Here is a 16,132-nt window from a genome sequence, read left to right on the forward strand (position 1 = left end):
CGCGACCCGGAGGAATGCATGTACGGTCCCAAAGGTCAGGGAAGTGCTGGGCGTTCGGGTGGACTGCCCAAAAAAGTCACGGTACCGGAGATTCGCGCGCGCAAAGGGGGTTTGCCCCTGGCGATGGTCACCGCGTACGACTTCACCATGGCGAGGCTGCTCGATGCCGGAGGCGTCGACATGCTCCTCGTCGGCGATTCGCTCGGCATGGTCATTCAAGGCCATCCGACGACGTTGCCCGTCACGGTCGAAGACATCTGTTATCACGGGCGCGCGGTTGCTCGCGGCGCACGCAGAGCGCATGTCGTCGGCGACATGCCCTTCATGAGCTTTCAGGTTTCACCTGTCCAAGCGCTCGAAAATGCAGGCCGCATGATGAAGGACGGCGCATTCGAAAGCATCAAGCTCGAGGGTGGCGAAGAAGTCGCCGAGCATGTGCGACGCATCGTCGCGGCAGGCATTCCCGTGATGGGACACGTGGGCCTCACGCCGCAATCGGTGCATGCGATGGGCGGTTTCAAGGTGCAGGGCAAAGGCGAGCACAATGCCGCACGTCTCCTGCGTGATGCCCGAGCGCTCGATGAAGCGGGCGTTTACGCCATCGTGCTCGAAGCGATTCCTCCGGACCTGGCGGAAGAAGTGACGGCATCCGTTTCAGTACCAACGATTGGCATTGGAGCAGGAGCCGGTTGTGATGGTCAGGTGCTCGTTTGTTACGACATGCTCGGCATGTTCCCGGATCTCGAGCCCAAGTTTGCCAAGAGGTTTGCCCAGGTAGGCGAACAGATTGTCCAGGCCACGCAGCTCTATGTCGGCGAAGTTCAGGAGCGGTCGTTTCCCGCGCCAGAGCACACCTTCAAGCCGAACGATCCGCGAAGGGCGCCGCGTCCGGTCCAGCCACCGCCCGAGCCGCTGGAAGAGATCCCGCCTCATTGGCAGACGCATTGATTGGCGTCACACGTAAGCGTTGGTACGTTGTGCGCAATGGGGATTCACATCGGGCCGCGGTCGTGCTCACGTCCGGCGTCAGCCTGATCAATTGACCACCCTCATTCCTCTTCTTCTTCCTCCTCTTCTTCCGCTTGTTCTTCCTCCTGTACCTTGAAGTACGGTGCGATGGCTTGTTGCCATGAAGGACGCCCCGCGTAGGCTTTTTCGTAGGCCGCTTTTAATGCCTGCATCGATTGTGGCTGCGCTTGGGCCGTAAACTGATTGATCGCGCTGCTCAGCGCATCATACGCATCACGCCGCACAATCACCGTGGGTGCCGTATCCGTGGTACCGACCCCGCTGCGCTTGATGATGTCATCACCTATGAGCTTGAGCAATTTCCAATTCGGCGGGTTTGCGCGCTCCACGAATTTTCGCTGGACGTTGTATGGCGCGACGACTTGTCGGTGGGTCATTGCATCCGTAATGGTCTCTTTGAAGTGATCAAAGAGCATTTTGGCCGCTTCGACACTCAAATCGCTGGATGTGAGTGGCTTCATGCGCTTGCTCGACTTGATGGCTTTGTACAGTCGCGCGACGAGCTTTTTCGATTGTTTCCCTTCCATACCGCTCGAGCTGGGGAACTGTTCGGCCGCCTTGCAGAAACGCTCGACCCACTGCGACATTGCCGAACCCGCTCCCAATCGCGGAGGTGGAGCGGTCAAGGGCGCGGGTGGTGCGGCGGGCGCGGCGGCTGCCGCGGCCGGTGGTCGCGTGTCACCCGGACACCTCAAGTCGTTAAAAGGACTCGGAAACCGATCGACGACCGTCTTATTGGCCCGCGGATCGAACACATACACCCACTTCGTCCCCGCCTTTTGAACCTCGTGCTCGACATTGCTCTCAATGAGCCCCCCACTGTCGTTGAAGCCCCATTTGTGCAGGCCATCTCGAGGGCGCACGCACGCGCCCATTTCTTGCCGCCCCATGGGTATCTTCATCGGCTCGGGCTTCTTCTTGGCCGGCGCCGCTTTCTTGGGAGCCGTTTTACCCGGGACGTTCCGTTTGCCTTGACCATACACCTCGCCCGCCTGAACGTGCAAAAAACACGACGCCGCGAGGACCCAGAGATGTTTGGGACGAAGATGCATGATTTGCGTTTGTCACGACGATTCCTCGTCGTCAAGCCACGTACGACTGCAGTGGTATGGTAGGGAAAAACCTGAGTGTAAAAAATTACATCAGAACCACCCCCCGAAGCCCGATCGCTTCCACGTGCTCGTTCACGGTAGCTGCTCGGCGTGATCGATCCAATCGATTCCCGCCACGCATTGTTAGCGTATGTAAAACGCATTTGTGGATGACGAATTGCCGGCCGATGCCAATGGAAAATTTGAAAAATGGTACAGATGAGTCAGTAAATGTCCATCCATGGGGTTAAATGCTTTCTTTCGCATCGCGCGGGTGGTAGCCTGTTTCTGCTGCGGGCGGTTCCGCAGCGTAGGTGATCGGTTTTCTGCTTTCTTTGCATGACGATCAAGTTCGAACACGCGCAGATCGCGCGCTGCGATTGCTTGGCTGAGGAAATCGATCGAATGAACATGGCTTACTCACGAGGAGGCACGGTTTTTATGAACGTTGAAGCGCAAACCAAGCGCGGTGGATGGAAACGGCTTGTCGCTGCATTGGCAGTGGCAATCGGCACCATGACGGTCGTCGGCTGCGGACCCGATTCGACCTCGAACAATACGACGGGCGCCAGTGGCGGCGCTGGTGGCGAGGGAGGAATGGCGGGCGGTGGGGGGCTCGGCGGGCGCCGGAGGCTCGGCGGGTGCCGGTGGTACGGCGGGAGCTGGCGGCGGTGGCGGATCCGCTGGCATGGCTGGCATGGGCGGCGGCGGCGCAGGTGGCGGCGGTCCCGTTTGCCCGCCAGGACAAACCGAATGCGATGGTAGCTGCACCATTACCACATTCGACCCCAACAACTGCGGCACGTGCGGCACCAAGTGCATGAACGGCGAAGTTTGCGCCAATGGAACGTGCGGCCTTTCATGCGTCGGCGGGACGTCGCAGTGTGATGGCAAGTGTGTGGACATCCAAATCGATCCGCTCAATTGCGGTGCATGCGGGACCGCATGCGCGGTGGGTGAAGTGTGCACGGCCGGCAAATGCCAGCTCAACTGCGTCGGACAAACCACGAAATGCGGGAACCTCTGCGTGGACATCAAGACCGACGTCGCCAATTGCGGCGCGTGCGGAACCGTCTGTGCGCAGGGCGAGGTATGCTCGAATGGAACGTGCGGCTTGACGTGCGTCGGTGGAACGACGAAGTGCGGCACGTCCTGCGTCGACGTCGCCAATGACGGCTTGAACTGCGGCGCTTGCGGCACCGTGTGCGGCCCTGGCGAAGTGTGTTCCGGTGGCAAATGCGCGCTCAATTGCGCCGGCGGAACGACGAAGTGCGCCAATGCGTGTGTGGACACGAAAAATGACCCTGGCAACTGCGGCGCTTGCGGCATTGCTTGTCCCATGGGTCAAGTCTGCTCCAATGGCAACTGCGATACGCAATGCACCGGCGGAACGACGAAGTGCAATGGCGTCTGCGTCGACACGAAGCTCGATCCGAGCAACTGCGGCATGTGCGACACGGCCTGCGCCACCGGTGAAGTGTGCTCGAATGGCACGTGCGGTTCCACCTGCGGAATGGGCCTGACCAAGTGCGGCACCGAATGCGTCGACACGCAATCCGACGAAGCCAACTGCGGCGCTTGCGGCAACGTTTGTCCCGCCAGCGTTGCATGCTTCAATGGCACGTGTGCCGCCGCCGGCATGCGATGCTGCAATGGATTGCGGTACCTGCCAGGGCTGCGCTTTCGATGGCGTTTGCTTGGACGAACTGCAAACCTGCGCCCTCAACGTCGAATGCGTCGACCTCGTCAACTGCATCAATGCGTGTCCTGCCAATGACCCCAACTGCCCGAACACGTGTGCGCAGATGTCACCCAATGGCGTGAACGACTACATCGCCCTGACCGATTGCCTTTTCTGTCAGGAATGCACGGGGAGCTGCGGCGTCGACAAAATGGCGTATGGCTGTCCCGCAAGCTGCGACGGCGCCAACGATTGCGACACGTGCATCCAATGCTCCATCGGAGCTGGCGGATTGTGCGCCGACGACCTCGCAATCTGCTCGGCAAACCCCGAATGCGTTGCCCTCTCGAATTGCTACGGTGCTTGCCCGGCCGGCGACCAGATGTGCAACGACATGTGCGCACAGATGCACGTCGCCGGCATCGCCGATTACAACGCGCTCGCCATCTGCGCCGTTTGCCAAGAATGCAAAGGCGACTGCAATCAAGGCATGGCGTGCCCGTGATGTAATGGCGTGTTCGTTGCGCCAACCCTACGAAACGCTCGCCGCGTCCCGCCGCTGACCCCACGTCCGCAATATCAATTCGATCGCGAATAACCCCAAAAGCCCAAGCGCCACATATGGCGAGGCATCGAGCGCCGGCTGCACGCCTCCCTGCGTTTCCGCTCGCGACGCATCCGTGATTTTCCGCGGCCGCAAATCAATCTCGCGCTCGGGAACCGCTGCAATCCGCGTCGTCTGCTCACCATCCATGCGCGCCACGTAACGCCCCGCAAGCGACGTCACCACGAGCCGCCGGCCATTCTGCTCGGCCACATCCATCTTCTGCGACGGCTCGCCCGATTGCGCTGGGACGTACTCCACCACGACGTCCTTGTAACCATCGAACGTGAACGCATCGCCCACGTCCACCAAACGCGCGCCTCCACGCGACCGTGCGGTCCCGACAAACCGCTCGAGCAACGCCAGAAACGCCGGCCTCAAAACGAAATCACTCTCGTCCGTGGACAGCGGTAGCGACAACGCGAACACCGCTCCACGTCCCATCGATCGACGCCACAGTAGCGGCGCTCCATCGGTCCATCGCGCCAAGATGTCCGCGCCCGCCGTTGCTATGGGCTCAAACGATGCCCGCCCTTCCGGCGCGAGCTTGTTCAATCCTTCCGCGCTCGGTCCCAGGAAAAACGCACTCGATGGCTCGGCCCCTGTCGCGGGACTCGGAGCCCACCGCACCACACCCGGCACGACAGGATCGAAGCCCGAACCAAGCGGAGCTGCAGCCGCACGCTTGCCGAACGTCGCAAGCAGCACGCCTCCATGCTCCACCCACGCTGCGAGCGCCTTGCGCCCTTCCGGCGTCAATCCCGGCACGTCGTCGATCACGATGCCCGCAAACGCACCGAGCTCGTCGCCGTTATCCGGAACCGCAGCGAGCGGACGCACTTCGGCATCGAGCTGCAACGCGCTGAGCGCTTGCTCGATGGGAGGTGGACCTCCCGTGGCAACTTGCGACGTCGCCGCATCGACGACCACGCCAATTGGCAGCGATCCACCGACATGCACGACCGGCGCCACGTCGTCTTCGGCGATCGTATCACCCGGCGACAACTTCACGATCAGGTCGCTCGGTGCATTCGCCGGCACTTCGAGCACCACCTCTTCGGCACGGATCGACGCGCCGAGCGGCGCCGATGCGAGCTGTTTGTCTCGGTCGAACACTTGGATCGACCGCCCTGCGGACGCCGAGGTTTGTCCGGCAGGACCTTTCGCGTTCGACGCTGGGCTGCACACGATGCGTGCGCGCACCTTCACGCCACTTCGATCGGCTCGCGTGATCGCGCAGTCGCTCCCTTTCGCTTCCAGCTCGGGAAGCGGAATCCACACGGGAATGTCCGAGCCTTCGCCGATGGGTGGAGCATCGGGCGAGCCATCTGCGAGGTCCGAAAAGAGCACCACGCGTCGGTCGGCATGCGGCACCCCGCGCACCAGCTCGCGCCCCAAACGGATGGCTCCTTCGAGGTCCGTTGCGCGATCGGATGGCGTGATGCTGTCGAGCGTCGCCTTCACGGCCGACAGGTTCGTCGTCGCCGCGAGCGCCACGCGCGGAGGCGCGCCTGCAAGCACGATGGCCACCGCATCACCGCTGTTCAGCCCGTCGGCGAGCTCGCGCGCGGCTTCCAGCGCTCGCGTGAACTTGCTCGGTCTGCTCACGGAGATGGCGCGCTGATCGAGCGGTGCGCGCATGCTCAGCGAGTCGTCGATCACGAGCGTCAGCGCGGCCGATGCGCCTCCTTTGCGCGCGATGCCCAGCCGTGCGCAATTTACGAACGGAGTTGCCCCGAGCGCTGCCAGTAGCAGCACGCTGAGCGCACGCACTGCAAACAGCCCGCGATCTTCGAGCATGCTGCGGCGACGCGCCGCGGGTTTCGTGGGCGGAACCAGCTCGGCCGGCGGAAAGGGTTGCTCTTCGGCTTTTCGCCGGCGCAAGAGATGCGCTGCGATCGGAGCCGCGACGAAGAGGGCGACGAGCAATGCGGCGATGGACAGAAAGCTCACGCGCGCGCCTCCGACACGGCGCGAACGACCGCGCGCACGACATCCGCCGCTGGTTTGTCCGTTGTGGCATCGACAAACCTACCTCCACGCCGCGAAAGCTCTTCGGCGTAACGCTCCGCGATCGCGTGGATTTTTGCTTGATACGTCGCCCGCACCTCGTCCGCATCCGTTTCCACGACGGCGCTTCCTTCCATCGCTCGGAGCCGCACGTGCCCGGAAAAACCCAGCGAAATCTCCATCGGATCGAGCACGCGCACGACCACGAGCGATCGGCCGTTCGTTCCGAGAGCCGTGAACGCGGACAGCGCTTGTTCGGGCAAGTCCACGAGGTCGCTGATGAGCACGATGATCGACCCTCGCCGTGCACGCCTTGCGATGGGCGAAAGCGCTCGCTCCATCGCGCCTGCGTCGGCCTTTGCATCGCCTGCGGCCGTGATCGACTCGAGCGCACCGACCACGCGATCGAACGCTTCTCGACCGCCCGTAGCTGGCAGCGCAAGCGCGCCTCGACCACCGATCCACGCAAGTCCCACCGGATCACCGCTCGACAGCGCCACTCGGCCGAGCGCGGCACCGATGAGCGCGCCGTACGCCAGCTTTGCGCCCGGCGCTTTTGCGCTCCGGTACGCCATCGATGCGGTTGCATCCACGCAGAGCCACAGTGCGCGATCCGTTTCCGTTTCGAACTCGCGCACCATCATTCGGTCGTGCTTCAGCAATGCGCGACGATCGAAAAACCGTAAATCGTCACCCGGCACGTATGGCCTGTGACCTCCAAACTCGACGCCCGGCCCTTTGCGTGCGCTGCGGTGACTTCCGGCGTAGACGCCTTCTGCCAGTTGTTTTGCTCGCAGGCGTAAGGGACCCAGGGTTCCCCAATCGATGGGGATCCCGTCCGACGACGATCTTGTTGATGTTGGGCGGAGGTCGGCCATTCGCTCGGTTTGGGCTTTGGGGCGCAGGACGCCTGTGGCGATCCGAAGCCCCCAACGTTCACACTAGGAAATTCGATGCGGAAGCTCTCGCACGGAGACGAGCCTAGCACTAGCATGCGTTTGGCCGTCGTCTCATCGGCTGTGGCAAGGACCCGAGCGTGCACGTCCGTCGCGCTGATTTCGCGCCCCGGTTTGCTGTTGCTTTCGTTGTGCTCGTGGCTTCTTGTCAAGATTCCGCGGCGCCCGAGGTGCATGTCGCACCAGCGACCTCTGCTGTCCCATCGGCATCCGCAAGCGCTGCCGCGGCGCCTCGTCGTCCCACGTCGCGACACTATCTCGCGCGCACCACCGATCGTTGTGAGGTCTATTCGGTCGAAGGTGACCGGGTTTCACCTGCCGAACGTACCCCGTGTCCGCAGGACCTCGAAGTGGGCGAGCGCATCCGCGTAGCGGGCAAGACATGCTTGCGCGAAGGACGGCGCGAGAGAAGCCGCCCCGTGGTTTGTCCTGGCCCGCTACTTGCGCGCGGTCAACCCGACGCAGGTGGCGATGCCGCTACGCCTTGAGAACAACCCGCCAAGCGAGCAATCAAACCCAGGCTCGGCTTCAGCTCGTCGCCAGCTTTTTCCCTTTGCGGCTGGCCGGGTCGTCGTGAATGAAAATCATCGTGAACAGAACGAACGTCCCCCACAGCGCCACGTGATGATTCAGCATGGCCCCGCCGCCCCAGCGCTGGAAAATGACGCCCGAAATGGGCGGCCCGAGCAAAATGCCCGTGGCGTAAAACATGTTGTAAATCGAATTCGCGCGACTGTAATCGCGCGACTTGACCACCACACCCGTCAGCGCCAGCGCGATCGGTGACATCGAGGCGAATGTCCCGCCCGCGATGAATACGATCGTACACATCAACCAATACGGATCCATGTACACGAAGCCGAGCACTGCAATGAGCCCGATCATCGAAAGTGCACGCACCGTCTTGAGATGCCCCACCTGGTCGGCGATGCGCCCGGCAATGTTGGAACAGAGCAGCATGCCGAAACAGAAATACGCCGGGAAGACATTTGTCTTTATCGGTTCGATGCCTTTGGTCTCGATGACGAAAAGCGGCAAGAACAGCACGACGGCTGCTTGGAAGTATCCATACGAGAATGCTGCAAAGCACGACGTCTTGATGCGCCAGAGAATCTGGAGGCCCGACAATTGCGGTTCGCTCGTCGAAACGGCCTTCTTTTCGGTCGGTTCGTCCGAAGAAACGCCCTCTGCCGGCGGTATCGGGGGCAATACCGTGAGCACGAACATGGCTGCTGCCAGCTCGAATAGACCGCCAATGGCAAACGACACCGTATTCGGAACGACCTTGGCCAAACCCATCGAGGCGAACGGACCTATCACATAGCCGCTTGCCAAAAATATCGCATATAGCGTCGTGAGGTACGCCTTGTGTTCTTTTCGTGCATGCGCGAGCAGAATGGTTTCCGACGCGACCCATACCCCCACGGTGCCCATTCCATCGAAAAATCGGACGAACGCAATGCTCTCGTAGGTCGTTGCGTACGGGAATGCGATCAGCGTGAGGCCGTAGCAGAACAAACTCGCGGCCATGATTCGTTCCGCGGAAAACCGCCGAATGAGCACGCCCACAGGCAACGCGAAGAGCACGAGACCTGCTGCAAAAAAGACGGACAACGAGCCGATGTTCTGTTTGGTAAACCCGAGCTTGGGTAAATGTGTGGGCGTCAGCCCCAACGAGATGCCGCAGCCAATACCGAAAGGAACCGTCGCTGCATAAAGACGGCGTAGATGGGTAGGCACCTTGCGCTTCGTCATTGACGTCGGCGGTGCAGCTTGTGGGGCGTATGTGGAAAGCTCGCCGGAAGGAGACGGGTCTTGCGTCACGGCCGCCATCTACCACGGTCTTGACGTCCGAGCTATCAAGCGTTTGTGTTTCTCGCTGCCACGCGTGTTACGCGCCATGTGGTCTCAGTCATTCGCACCTGAAGTGCCCAGCAATTCAAGACTGGGCCATTCGGGGGGTATGGGGGGCAGAGCAGTCGGCTCGTCTTTTGGGTCGTAGACCCAAAAGACTTATAGAGCCAGGCGACCCCACCATCGACTGGCCTCGCTACGCGCGCGTCTTACGCGCGCGTAGCGAGGGTGCAAACACTGGCCCGGTATCTCTATGCTCAATGCACCGCTCGTACCTCGGGCGCCGCATGGTCCGCCGTCGCACCGAGCCCCCCGTTTACCTCAGCGTCACCGGACGCATTCTCGAGCGCCGCGGCGAGCACCTGGCTCATGTCTTCCGCGAATACGAAATCCAGGCTCTTGCGCACTTCTTCCGGCACTTCGTCCACGTCCCGCGCATTCTTCTGCGGCAAAATCACGCGCTTGATCCCCGCTCGATGCGCCGCCATCACCTTCGCCTTGATCCCGCCTACAGGAAGCACTCGCCCACGCAGCGTGCATTCACCCGTCATCGCCGTATCACTCCGCACTCGCCGCGACGAAAGCAGTGACGTGAGCGCCGTGAACATCGTCACGCCCGCACTTGGCCCGTCCTTCGGCACGGCTCCGGCCGGTACGTGAATGTGCAAATCCTGTTCTTCCAGTTTGTCCGTGTCGACCCCAAGCTCGGCGGCGTGGCTCTTTACGTACGAAAGAGCAGCTTTTGCCGATTCTTTCATGACATCCCCGAGCTGCCCCGTGATTTCGACGCGCCCTTTCCCCGGCATGCGACTCGTTTCAATGAACAGAATGTCACCTCCCACCGGCGTCCACGCCATACCCGTCGCTACGCCCGGCACCGCCGTGCGCTCGGCCATTTCCGCAAAAAACTTCTCCTTGCCAAGGTATTTGCGCAAATTCTCTGCGTCCACGTTCAGCGTCGGCTTTTCGTCTTTTGCGCGCGCCACTTCGAGCGACAATGCGCGGCAAAGCTTCTTGATTTCACGCTCGAATTGCCGAACCCCTGCTTCTCGCGTGTAACCGCGCACGATGGTCCCGAGCGCGTCGTCCGCAATGGTCAAGCTCCCGTCCGGAATACCGTGCGCCGCAAGCTGCTTCGGAATCAAATGCTTCCGAGCAATGTGAATCTTCTCGTCTTGCGTGTAGCCAGACATCTCGATGATTTCGAGCCGATCCCGGAGTGGCGCCGAAAGCTGACTCAGATCGTTTGCCGTGCAAATGAACAGCACCTCGGACAAGTCGAACGGCAGCTCCAAGTAGTGATCCTGAAACGTCTTGTTTTGCTCGGGATCCAATACTTCGAGCAGCGCCGCTTCGGGATTTCCCGCCCAGCCCACCGCCAGCTTGTCGATTTCGTCGAGCAGCATCACCGGGTTTTTCGCCTTGGCCTTTTTCATGCCGTGCAAAATTCTGCCCGGAAGAGCCGCCACGTACGTACGTCGATGCCCTCGAATCTCCGCTTCGTCGCGCACGCCACCCAGCGCAATGCGCACGAACGGCCGCCCCGTCGCTTCGGCAATCGATTGTCCAATCGACGTCTTTCCCACGCCGGGAGGACCCGCCAAACACAAAATGCTTCCTTTCGTCGTTCCCTTCAGACGCAAGACCGCAATGTGCTCCAAAATCCGACGCTTCACCTCGTCGAGCCCGTGGTGATCTTCGTCCAGTTTTTTCGATACCGCGTCGATGTCGTCTTTCGCATCCGCGTGAACGTTCCACGGAAGGTCGGCGATCCACTCCAAATAATTCCGAATCACGTTGTATTCGGCTTGTTGCGGCGATAGCGCGCTCAGTCGGTCGAGCTCCCGCTTTGCCACGGCTTTGGCATCGTCCGGCAAATTCGCTTTTTCGATCCGTTCGCGCAATCCTTCTACGTCACCGTCGGTTTTGTCGTCCCCGAGCTCTTTTTTGATGGCTCGAAGCTGCTCGCGCAAAATCGCTTCGCGCTGCTGATTCCCAAGCTCGCGCCGCACGTCCTGCTCGATCTTGCGCTTGACCTCCGAGAGCGATTTCTGTTCCAAGACAAACCCGGCCAGAAGCCGCAGTCTTTCCACCACGTCCAGCGCTTCGAGCACGCGCAAGTCCTTGTCCGACGAAAGCCCCAAGACGGCCGCGAGCCTATCGGCAAAAAGCGACGGACTTTCATCCGATGTCGTCACGCCAATCGAATTTTCGATGCCTCGCCCGAGCTCTCGTACTTGATCGAAGAGCGCACGCGCAAAAAGCCGCGCCTCCTCCGTATCACCGCCCGAATCCTGCACCGGCTCGGCTTCGGCCAGCCAAAACGGATCTTGCCGCACGATGGCGGACAGCTTCATCCGAGCGATCCCTTCAATGACGAGCCGCATATCACCGCTTGGCATGCGCCCCGTCTCGACCACTTTCGCATACGTCCCGAGCTCATGGATGTCGTCGCCCGACGGATCGGTCACGTTGCGGTCTTTTTGAGTCACCACGCCAATGACATCGCCTTTTGCAACCGTTTTGACGAGCGCGACCGAGCGCTCTCGGCCAATGGGCAATGCGATGACCGTACCGGGAAAAAGGACACCATTACGCAGCGGCAGGACGGGCAATGCAGACGTGGGCAAATGGGCGCTATCACGCGTCATCGTGAGACTCCTTCGACGAGGAAATGGGGGTTCCTCGTCCGGCCGACTCAGTCTGGCCGTATCGCGAGGAATGAACGAAGAATAAAATCGTTCAACGTTCTGTCAACGGGTCGACCTAACGATGCGTAACTTCGGTTGGATATGTGGCTTGAATCACTCAAACTAAGTAACGGTTGACCGTGTTTTGCCCAAGGCGCCCCAGACCTTGTATGATCGCCCGTGATGATCAGGATTGGCAGCGTCCTACGGCATCGATTCCGCATCGAGGAGCAGGCTCGAGCGGGGGGCATGGGACAGATTTTTCGTGCCACGGATCTGTCCACTGGCAAGAGCGTCGCTGCCAAGATCCTGCTTGATACGTCGCCTCAGCACCGAGCACGTTTTCAGCGTGAGACGGAGATTCTGGAACGCATCCATCATCCTCACGTCGTCGAATACGTGGGCAGTGGGGTGTCGCCCGATGGCGAAGCGTTCATCGTCATGGAATGGCTGGAGGGCGAGGACCTTTTGTCGGTGCTTACGCGCCGGCGGCTTTCGGTACAGGAAGCTCTTTCGGTGAGTATGCGCATCGCTTCGGCGATGGGGGCGGTGCATGCGCAAGGTGTGGTGCATCGGGATCTGAAGCCGGCCAATATTTTTCTCGTCGATGGCAACCTCGATCAGCCCAAAATACTCGATTTTGGCATTGCATATGTATCTGATGCGACGCGTGTGACCGCGGCCGGCACGGTGGTTGGCACGCCAAGCTACATGGCGCCCGAGCAAGCGCGTTCGGGAGGTAAAGTCGAAGCGACGGCGGATGTTTTTTCGCTCGGCTGCTTGCTTTTCGAATGTCTCACGGGGGAGCCGCCATTCGTTGCCGAGCATTTGGTGGCGGTGCTGGCGAAGGTCGTTTTCGAGGAAGCGCTGCGTGCGAGCGAATTGGCGCCCGATGTGCCGGATTGGCTGGACAGGCTCATCGAGCGGATGCTGGCCAAAGATCCTGCGCTGCGGCCGCAGGATGGTGCCGAGGTGGCGCGGCTCCTCGAAGCGGCCACAATGCCCATCGGGTCCGAAGGCGAGCGAATCGACGAACCGATTGGTCGTGATGAAAGGCGTTTTCTTGGCGTCGTTTTGGTCGGAAAACCGCCGACGATACAGCAGGACGCCACGGTCACCATTACGATGGACATGCCCGCGCCGTTCGACGTGAAGGTGGTCATTGAACGATTCGGCGCGCATCACGAATTGTTTGCCGACGGCACGACCGTCGTCATTTTCGATCAAACGAGCATTCCCACCGATATCGCCACCCAAGTCGCTCGTTGCGCGCTCGCACTTCGCACGCACGTGCCCGAGGCGCCCATTGCAATCGCAACCGGATGGGGCGAATTGGGGCGCGGTTTGCCGGTGGGCGATGCCATCGAACGCGCCGTGCAGCTTCTCTACACACCGCGCGAAGACGACATCGAAACGGAGCATCGCATCTTCATCGACGACACGACCGCGGGTCTTCTCGATGCGCGCTTCGACGTCATCGACCTCGACGAACACGGATTCGAGCTTCGAGGCGAACGCGACGTCTTCGACACCTCGCGCCCGCTGCTCGGCAAGGTCACCGCATGTGTGGGTCGCGAACGCGAGCTCGCGATGCTCGACCAGGCGCTCACCAACGTCATATCCGAACCGGCGGCATTTGCCGTCGTCATTTCGGGTCCCGCGGGCATCGGCAAATCGCGCCTCTTGCAAGCGTTTGTCGAACGAAACCGTCAAGCGGGCAAACCCCTCGCCATCTGGATCGGTCGAGGTGATCCCGAACGCGCAGGCTCGACGTACGGCCTGCTCGCCGATGCGTTGCAACGCGCGGCGGGCATTACGCCGGGCGCATCGATGGACGTTCGGCGTGAGAAGTTCGCGGCGTTCGTGAGTCGGTTTGTCGAGGAAGACGAACAACGTCGCGTGACGGAATTTTTGGGCGAGCTTGCGGGCGTACCGTTCCCGGACGAGGACAGTTTGCCCTTGCGAGCTGCGCGTCAGGATCCCGAGCTTTGCGGCGAGCAGATGAAGCTTGCGCTGCACGATTTCTTGCGCGCCGTGTGTGCGCGCCGCCCTCTGTTGCTCGTGCTCGACGACGTTCAATTCGGAGATCACGCATCCGTCGCTGCCGTTGGTGCAGCGCTGCGCGATCTTGCGGACGAACCCATTTTGCTCGTCGGCACCGCGCGTCCCGAAATCGACCAAGTTTTCCCAAACCTTTGGGCCGACAACGGTCGTCAGCTCATGACGCTCGGTCCCATCTCGCCGAAAGCGAGCGCGCGTCTCGTGCGCCAAGTGCTCGGCGAATCCGTCGAGGCATCACTCGTCGAACGCCTCGTTTCGCTGGCCGATGGGCATCCGTTTTTCTTGGAAGAGCTCGTTCGTACGGCGTCCGAAGATCGCGGCGGCGCAATGCCGAGCACCGTGGTGGCGATGGTTCAGACACGTCTCGAACGTCTCGAGCCTCTCGAGCGTCGGGCGCTCCGAGCGGCGAGCGTGCTCGGGGACGTTTTTTGGCGCAGCATCGTATCGCAAATGGTCGGCGCGGATTTGACGAATACGTGGTCGATGCTGGTCAAGAACGAAATCTGCGTTCGTCATCGCGAGAGTCGATTCGCGGGCGACGAGGAATACGCATTTCGTCAGGCGCTCCTTCGCGAAGGTGCTTATGGCTTGCTCACGGAAAAGGATCGCGAGCTTGGTCATCGTCTCGCGGGCGATCTTTTGGAGCGAGCGGGCGAGACGAACCCTTTGATCTTGGCGGGCCATTTCGAGCGTGGTGGGCTCGGGGCCCGAGCGGCGCAGTACTACATTCGCGGCGCCGAGCTTGCGAGCGCGCGTCGTGACGACTTGGATGCCGAGCGGTGGTATTCGCGGGCGCTCGAGCTTTTGGGTTCATTGCCGATTTCGGCGCAACGAGGTCGTGGTCTGGCGCGATTTCGTCTCAATCAACACGCGGAAGCGGTCGAGGTTTTGCATGCCGCGGCGCAGCAGGCTGCGGTCGAAGGAGACACCCTGGCTCAGATTGAACTGCTTCTCGACGAAGCAATGGTACTCGATTGGCTGAGCGAATATCGGAAGGGTGAGGAGCGCGTGCTCGAAGCGAAGGCATTGAAGCTCGAACGCCCCTCGCCACTCATCGATGCTCGATTGCTCCTGGGACTTGGTCGTTCGTCGGTGCGTTCGAGTCGCCAAGAGCAAGCGGCCGAGGAACTTGTGCGTGCAGCAGATGCCGCGGCAAACCTGGGCGAAGAGGGGCACGAGACACGCGTCATCGCTCTTCTCATGCTGGGCTTCCTTCTTCCAAGCCTCGGTCGATTGGAGGAAGCTGCATCCGTTCTCGATGAAGTCATCCGTAGTTGCGAGGAACGTGTCGACCTCTTGCACATCGGGCCCGCATTCAGCAATCGCGCACTCGTACGTGGGTATCGTGGTGATCGCGAGGGTGCGATAGCCGATTTCGAGCAATCCATCGCGCTCGGGCGCAAGCTCGGACAGCCACAAGCCGAATTCATCGCGCACTTCAATCTCACCGAGTATCTCTATTTCTTGGATGACTTGGAGACGGCAGAGTTTCATTTGGCGGCCGTGATTGCGCTTGCTTCCAAGCCGGCGACGGCCAGTTTATTGCACGTCGTGTTGATGCTTCAGGCGCGCATGAAGCTCTACCGCGGCCATGCGGACGAATCTCGCCGCATCATGGGGCAAGTTCGGCACTTGCAGACCGTCGCACGCGAAAGCCACAACGGGCACGAGCTTCTTTCGCCTTCGGACGACGTGCTCGCCGCCATGATCGAGACGGCGACGAGCGACGCGACGGATGCGCAATGGGACGACATCGAAGCGCGTTCGGCCATGTATTCGTTTGGACAAGAGCAGATCGAAGTCCTCGAGGCACGTGCGCGTTGGGCCATGCGCAATGGACGCCATGACGAGGCGAAGCGGCGCTTCGAGCGCGCGCTCGATCTTTCCACCCGCGTTCTCACCGTAATGATCCCTCGATTGCAGCGCGGGCTTGCGTCGCTTTCCCAAACAATGACCAATGTCACCATCGTGGCAGCTTCTTGACGCAACTTTCGCGTCACAATTTCGTCAGCGAAGCTCCTAATTCAAAGATGTCTGCGTGCGCGGTGCGTCGTCGCGTCACGCCCAAGCACAAATCGTAGGGCATGGTGGTAGTTGCAGCGACCAGACATTTTCCTGCGCACGAGTCTGGAAATAAGCAAAAAATCTGCTTGAGT

At 61.0% G+C, this 16,132-nt stretch carries 10 protein-coding genes; 5 read left to right on the forward strand and 5 right to left on the reverse strand.

Translation table 11 applies throughout. The annotated features are described in order from the left end of the window. Positions 1–18: 18 nt before the first annotated feature. Positions 19–948 carry a 3-methyl-2-oxobutanoate hydroxymethyltransferase gene (gene panB / locus IPM54_32575; GenBank protein ID MBK9264508.1) on the forward strand — a complete coding sequence of 310 codons (930 nt, stop codon included), beginning with the start codon at positions 19–21 and terminating at the stop codon, positions 946–948. 101 nt (positions 949–1,049) lie between these two features. Here the strand turns inward: panB and IPM54_32580 are convergent, their stop codons facing one another. Then, positions 1,050–2,081: a hypothetical protein gene (locus tag IPM54_32580; protein ID MBK9264509.1), complete on the reverse strand. Its 1,032-nt coding sequence runs from the start codon at positions 2,079–2,081 to the stop codon at positions 1,050–1,052. Positions 2,082–2,727: 646 nt separating this feature from the next. Between IPM54_32580 and IPM54_32585 the strand changes: the two genes are divergently transcribed. Beyond that, entirely contained in the window at positions 2,728–3,897 is a 1,170-nt protein-coding gene (locus IPM54_32585; GenBank protein MBK9264510.1) for a hypothetical protein, read from the forward strand. Between the two features lie 28 nt (positions 3,898–3,925). Then, positions 3,926–4,306 carry a hypothetical protein gene (locus IPM54_32590; GenBank protein MBK9264511.1) on the forward strand — a complete coding sequence of 127 codons (381 nt, stop codon included), beginning with the start codon at positions 3,926–3,928 and terminating at the stop codon, positions 4,304–4,306. Positions 4,307–4,333: 27 nt separating this feature from the next. On the opposite strand, the gene IPM54_32595 is transcribed toward IPM54_32590, so the two are convergent. Together IPM54_32595 and IPM54_32600 are read right to left on the reverse strand one after the other, a co-directional pair. Further along, positions 4,334–6,358: a VWA domain-containing protein gene (locus IPM54_32595; protein MBK9264512.1), complete on the reverse strand. Its 2,025-nt coding sequence runs from the start codon at positions 6,356–6,358 to the stop codon at positions 4,334–4,336. Continuing rightward, on the reverse strand, positions 6,355–7,293 hold the full coding sequence (locus tag IPM54_32600) for a DUF58 domain-containing protein (GenBank protein ID MBK9264513.1): 939 nt from the start codon (positions 7,291–7,293) through the stop codon (positions 6,355–6,357). The genes IPM54_32595 and IPM54_32600 overlap by 4 nt, the downstream gene beginning before the upstream one ends. Before the next feature lie 215 nt (positions 7,294–7,508). On the opposite strand from IPM54_32600, the gene IPM54_32605 reads away from it, so the two are divergent. Continuing rightward, a complete protein-coding gene (locus IPM54_32605) occupies positions 7,509–7,859 on the forward strand; it encodes a hypothetical protein (protein MBK9264514.1) in 351 nt (116 codons plus the stop codon). Between the two features lie 40 nt (positions 7,860–7,899). Here IPM54_32605 and IPM54_32610 read toward each other — a convergent pair whose 3' ends face one another. Together IPM54_32610 and lon are read right to left on the reverse strand one after the other, a co-directional pair. Continuing rightward, complete coding sequence (locus IPM54_32610) at positions 7,900–9,195, reverse strand: MFS transporter (protein ID MBK9264515.1); 1,296 nt, start codon at positions 9,193–9,195, stop codon at positions 7,900–7,902. Positions 9,196–9,482: 287 nt separating this feature from the next. Further along, a complete protein-coding gene (gene lon, locus IPM54_32615; GenBank protein ID MBK9264516.1) occupies positions 9,483–11,876 on the reverse strand; it encodes an endopeptidase La in 2,394 nt (797 codons plus the stop codon). A 222-nt stretch (positions 11,877–12,098) separates the two neighbouring features. Here lon and IPM54_32620 point away from each other — a divergent pair, with 222 nt between their 5' ends. Then, positions 12,099–15,959: a protein kinase gene (locus IPM54_32620; GenBank protein ID MBK9264517.1), complete on the forward strand. Its 3,861-nt coding sequence runs from the start codon at positions 12,099–12,101 to the stop codon at positions 15,957–15,959. Positions 15,960–16,132: the final 173 nt, after the last annotated feature.

The organism is Polyangiaceae bacterium (assembly GCA_016715885.1).
Lineage (GTDB): Bacteria > Myxococcota_A > Polyangia > Polyangiales > Polyangiaceae > Polyangium.

Coding starts and splice junctions, on each gene's coding strand:
- panB (MBK9264508.1), top strand. CDS start 19: ATGTACGGTCCCAAAGGTCAGGGAAGTGCTGGGCGTTCGGGTGGACTG.
- IPM54_32580 (MBK9264509.1), bottom strand. CDS start 2,081: ATGCATCTTCGTCCCAAACATCTCTGGGTCCTCGCGGCGTCGTGTTTT.
- IPM54_32590 (MBK9264511.1), top strand. CDS start 3,926: ATGTCACCCAATGGCGTGAACGACTACATCGCCCTGACCGATTGCCTT.
- IPM54_32600 (MBK9264513.1), bottom strand. CDS start 7,293: ATGGCCGACCTCCGCCCAACATCAACAAGATCGTCGTCGGACGGGATC.
- lon (MBK9264516.1), bottom strand. CDS start 11,876: ATGACGCGTGATAGCGCCCATTTGCCCACGTCTGCATTGCCCGTCCTG.
- IPM54_32620 (MBK9264517.1), top strand. CDS start 12,099: ATGATCAGGATTGGCAGCGTCCTACGGCATCGATTCCGCATCGAGGAG.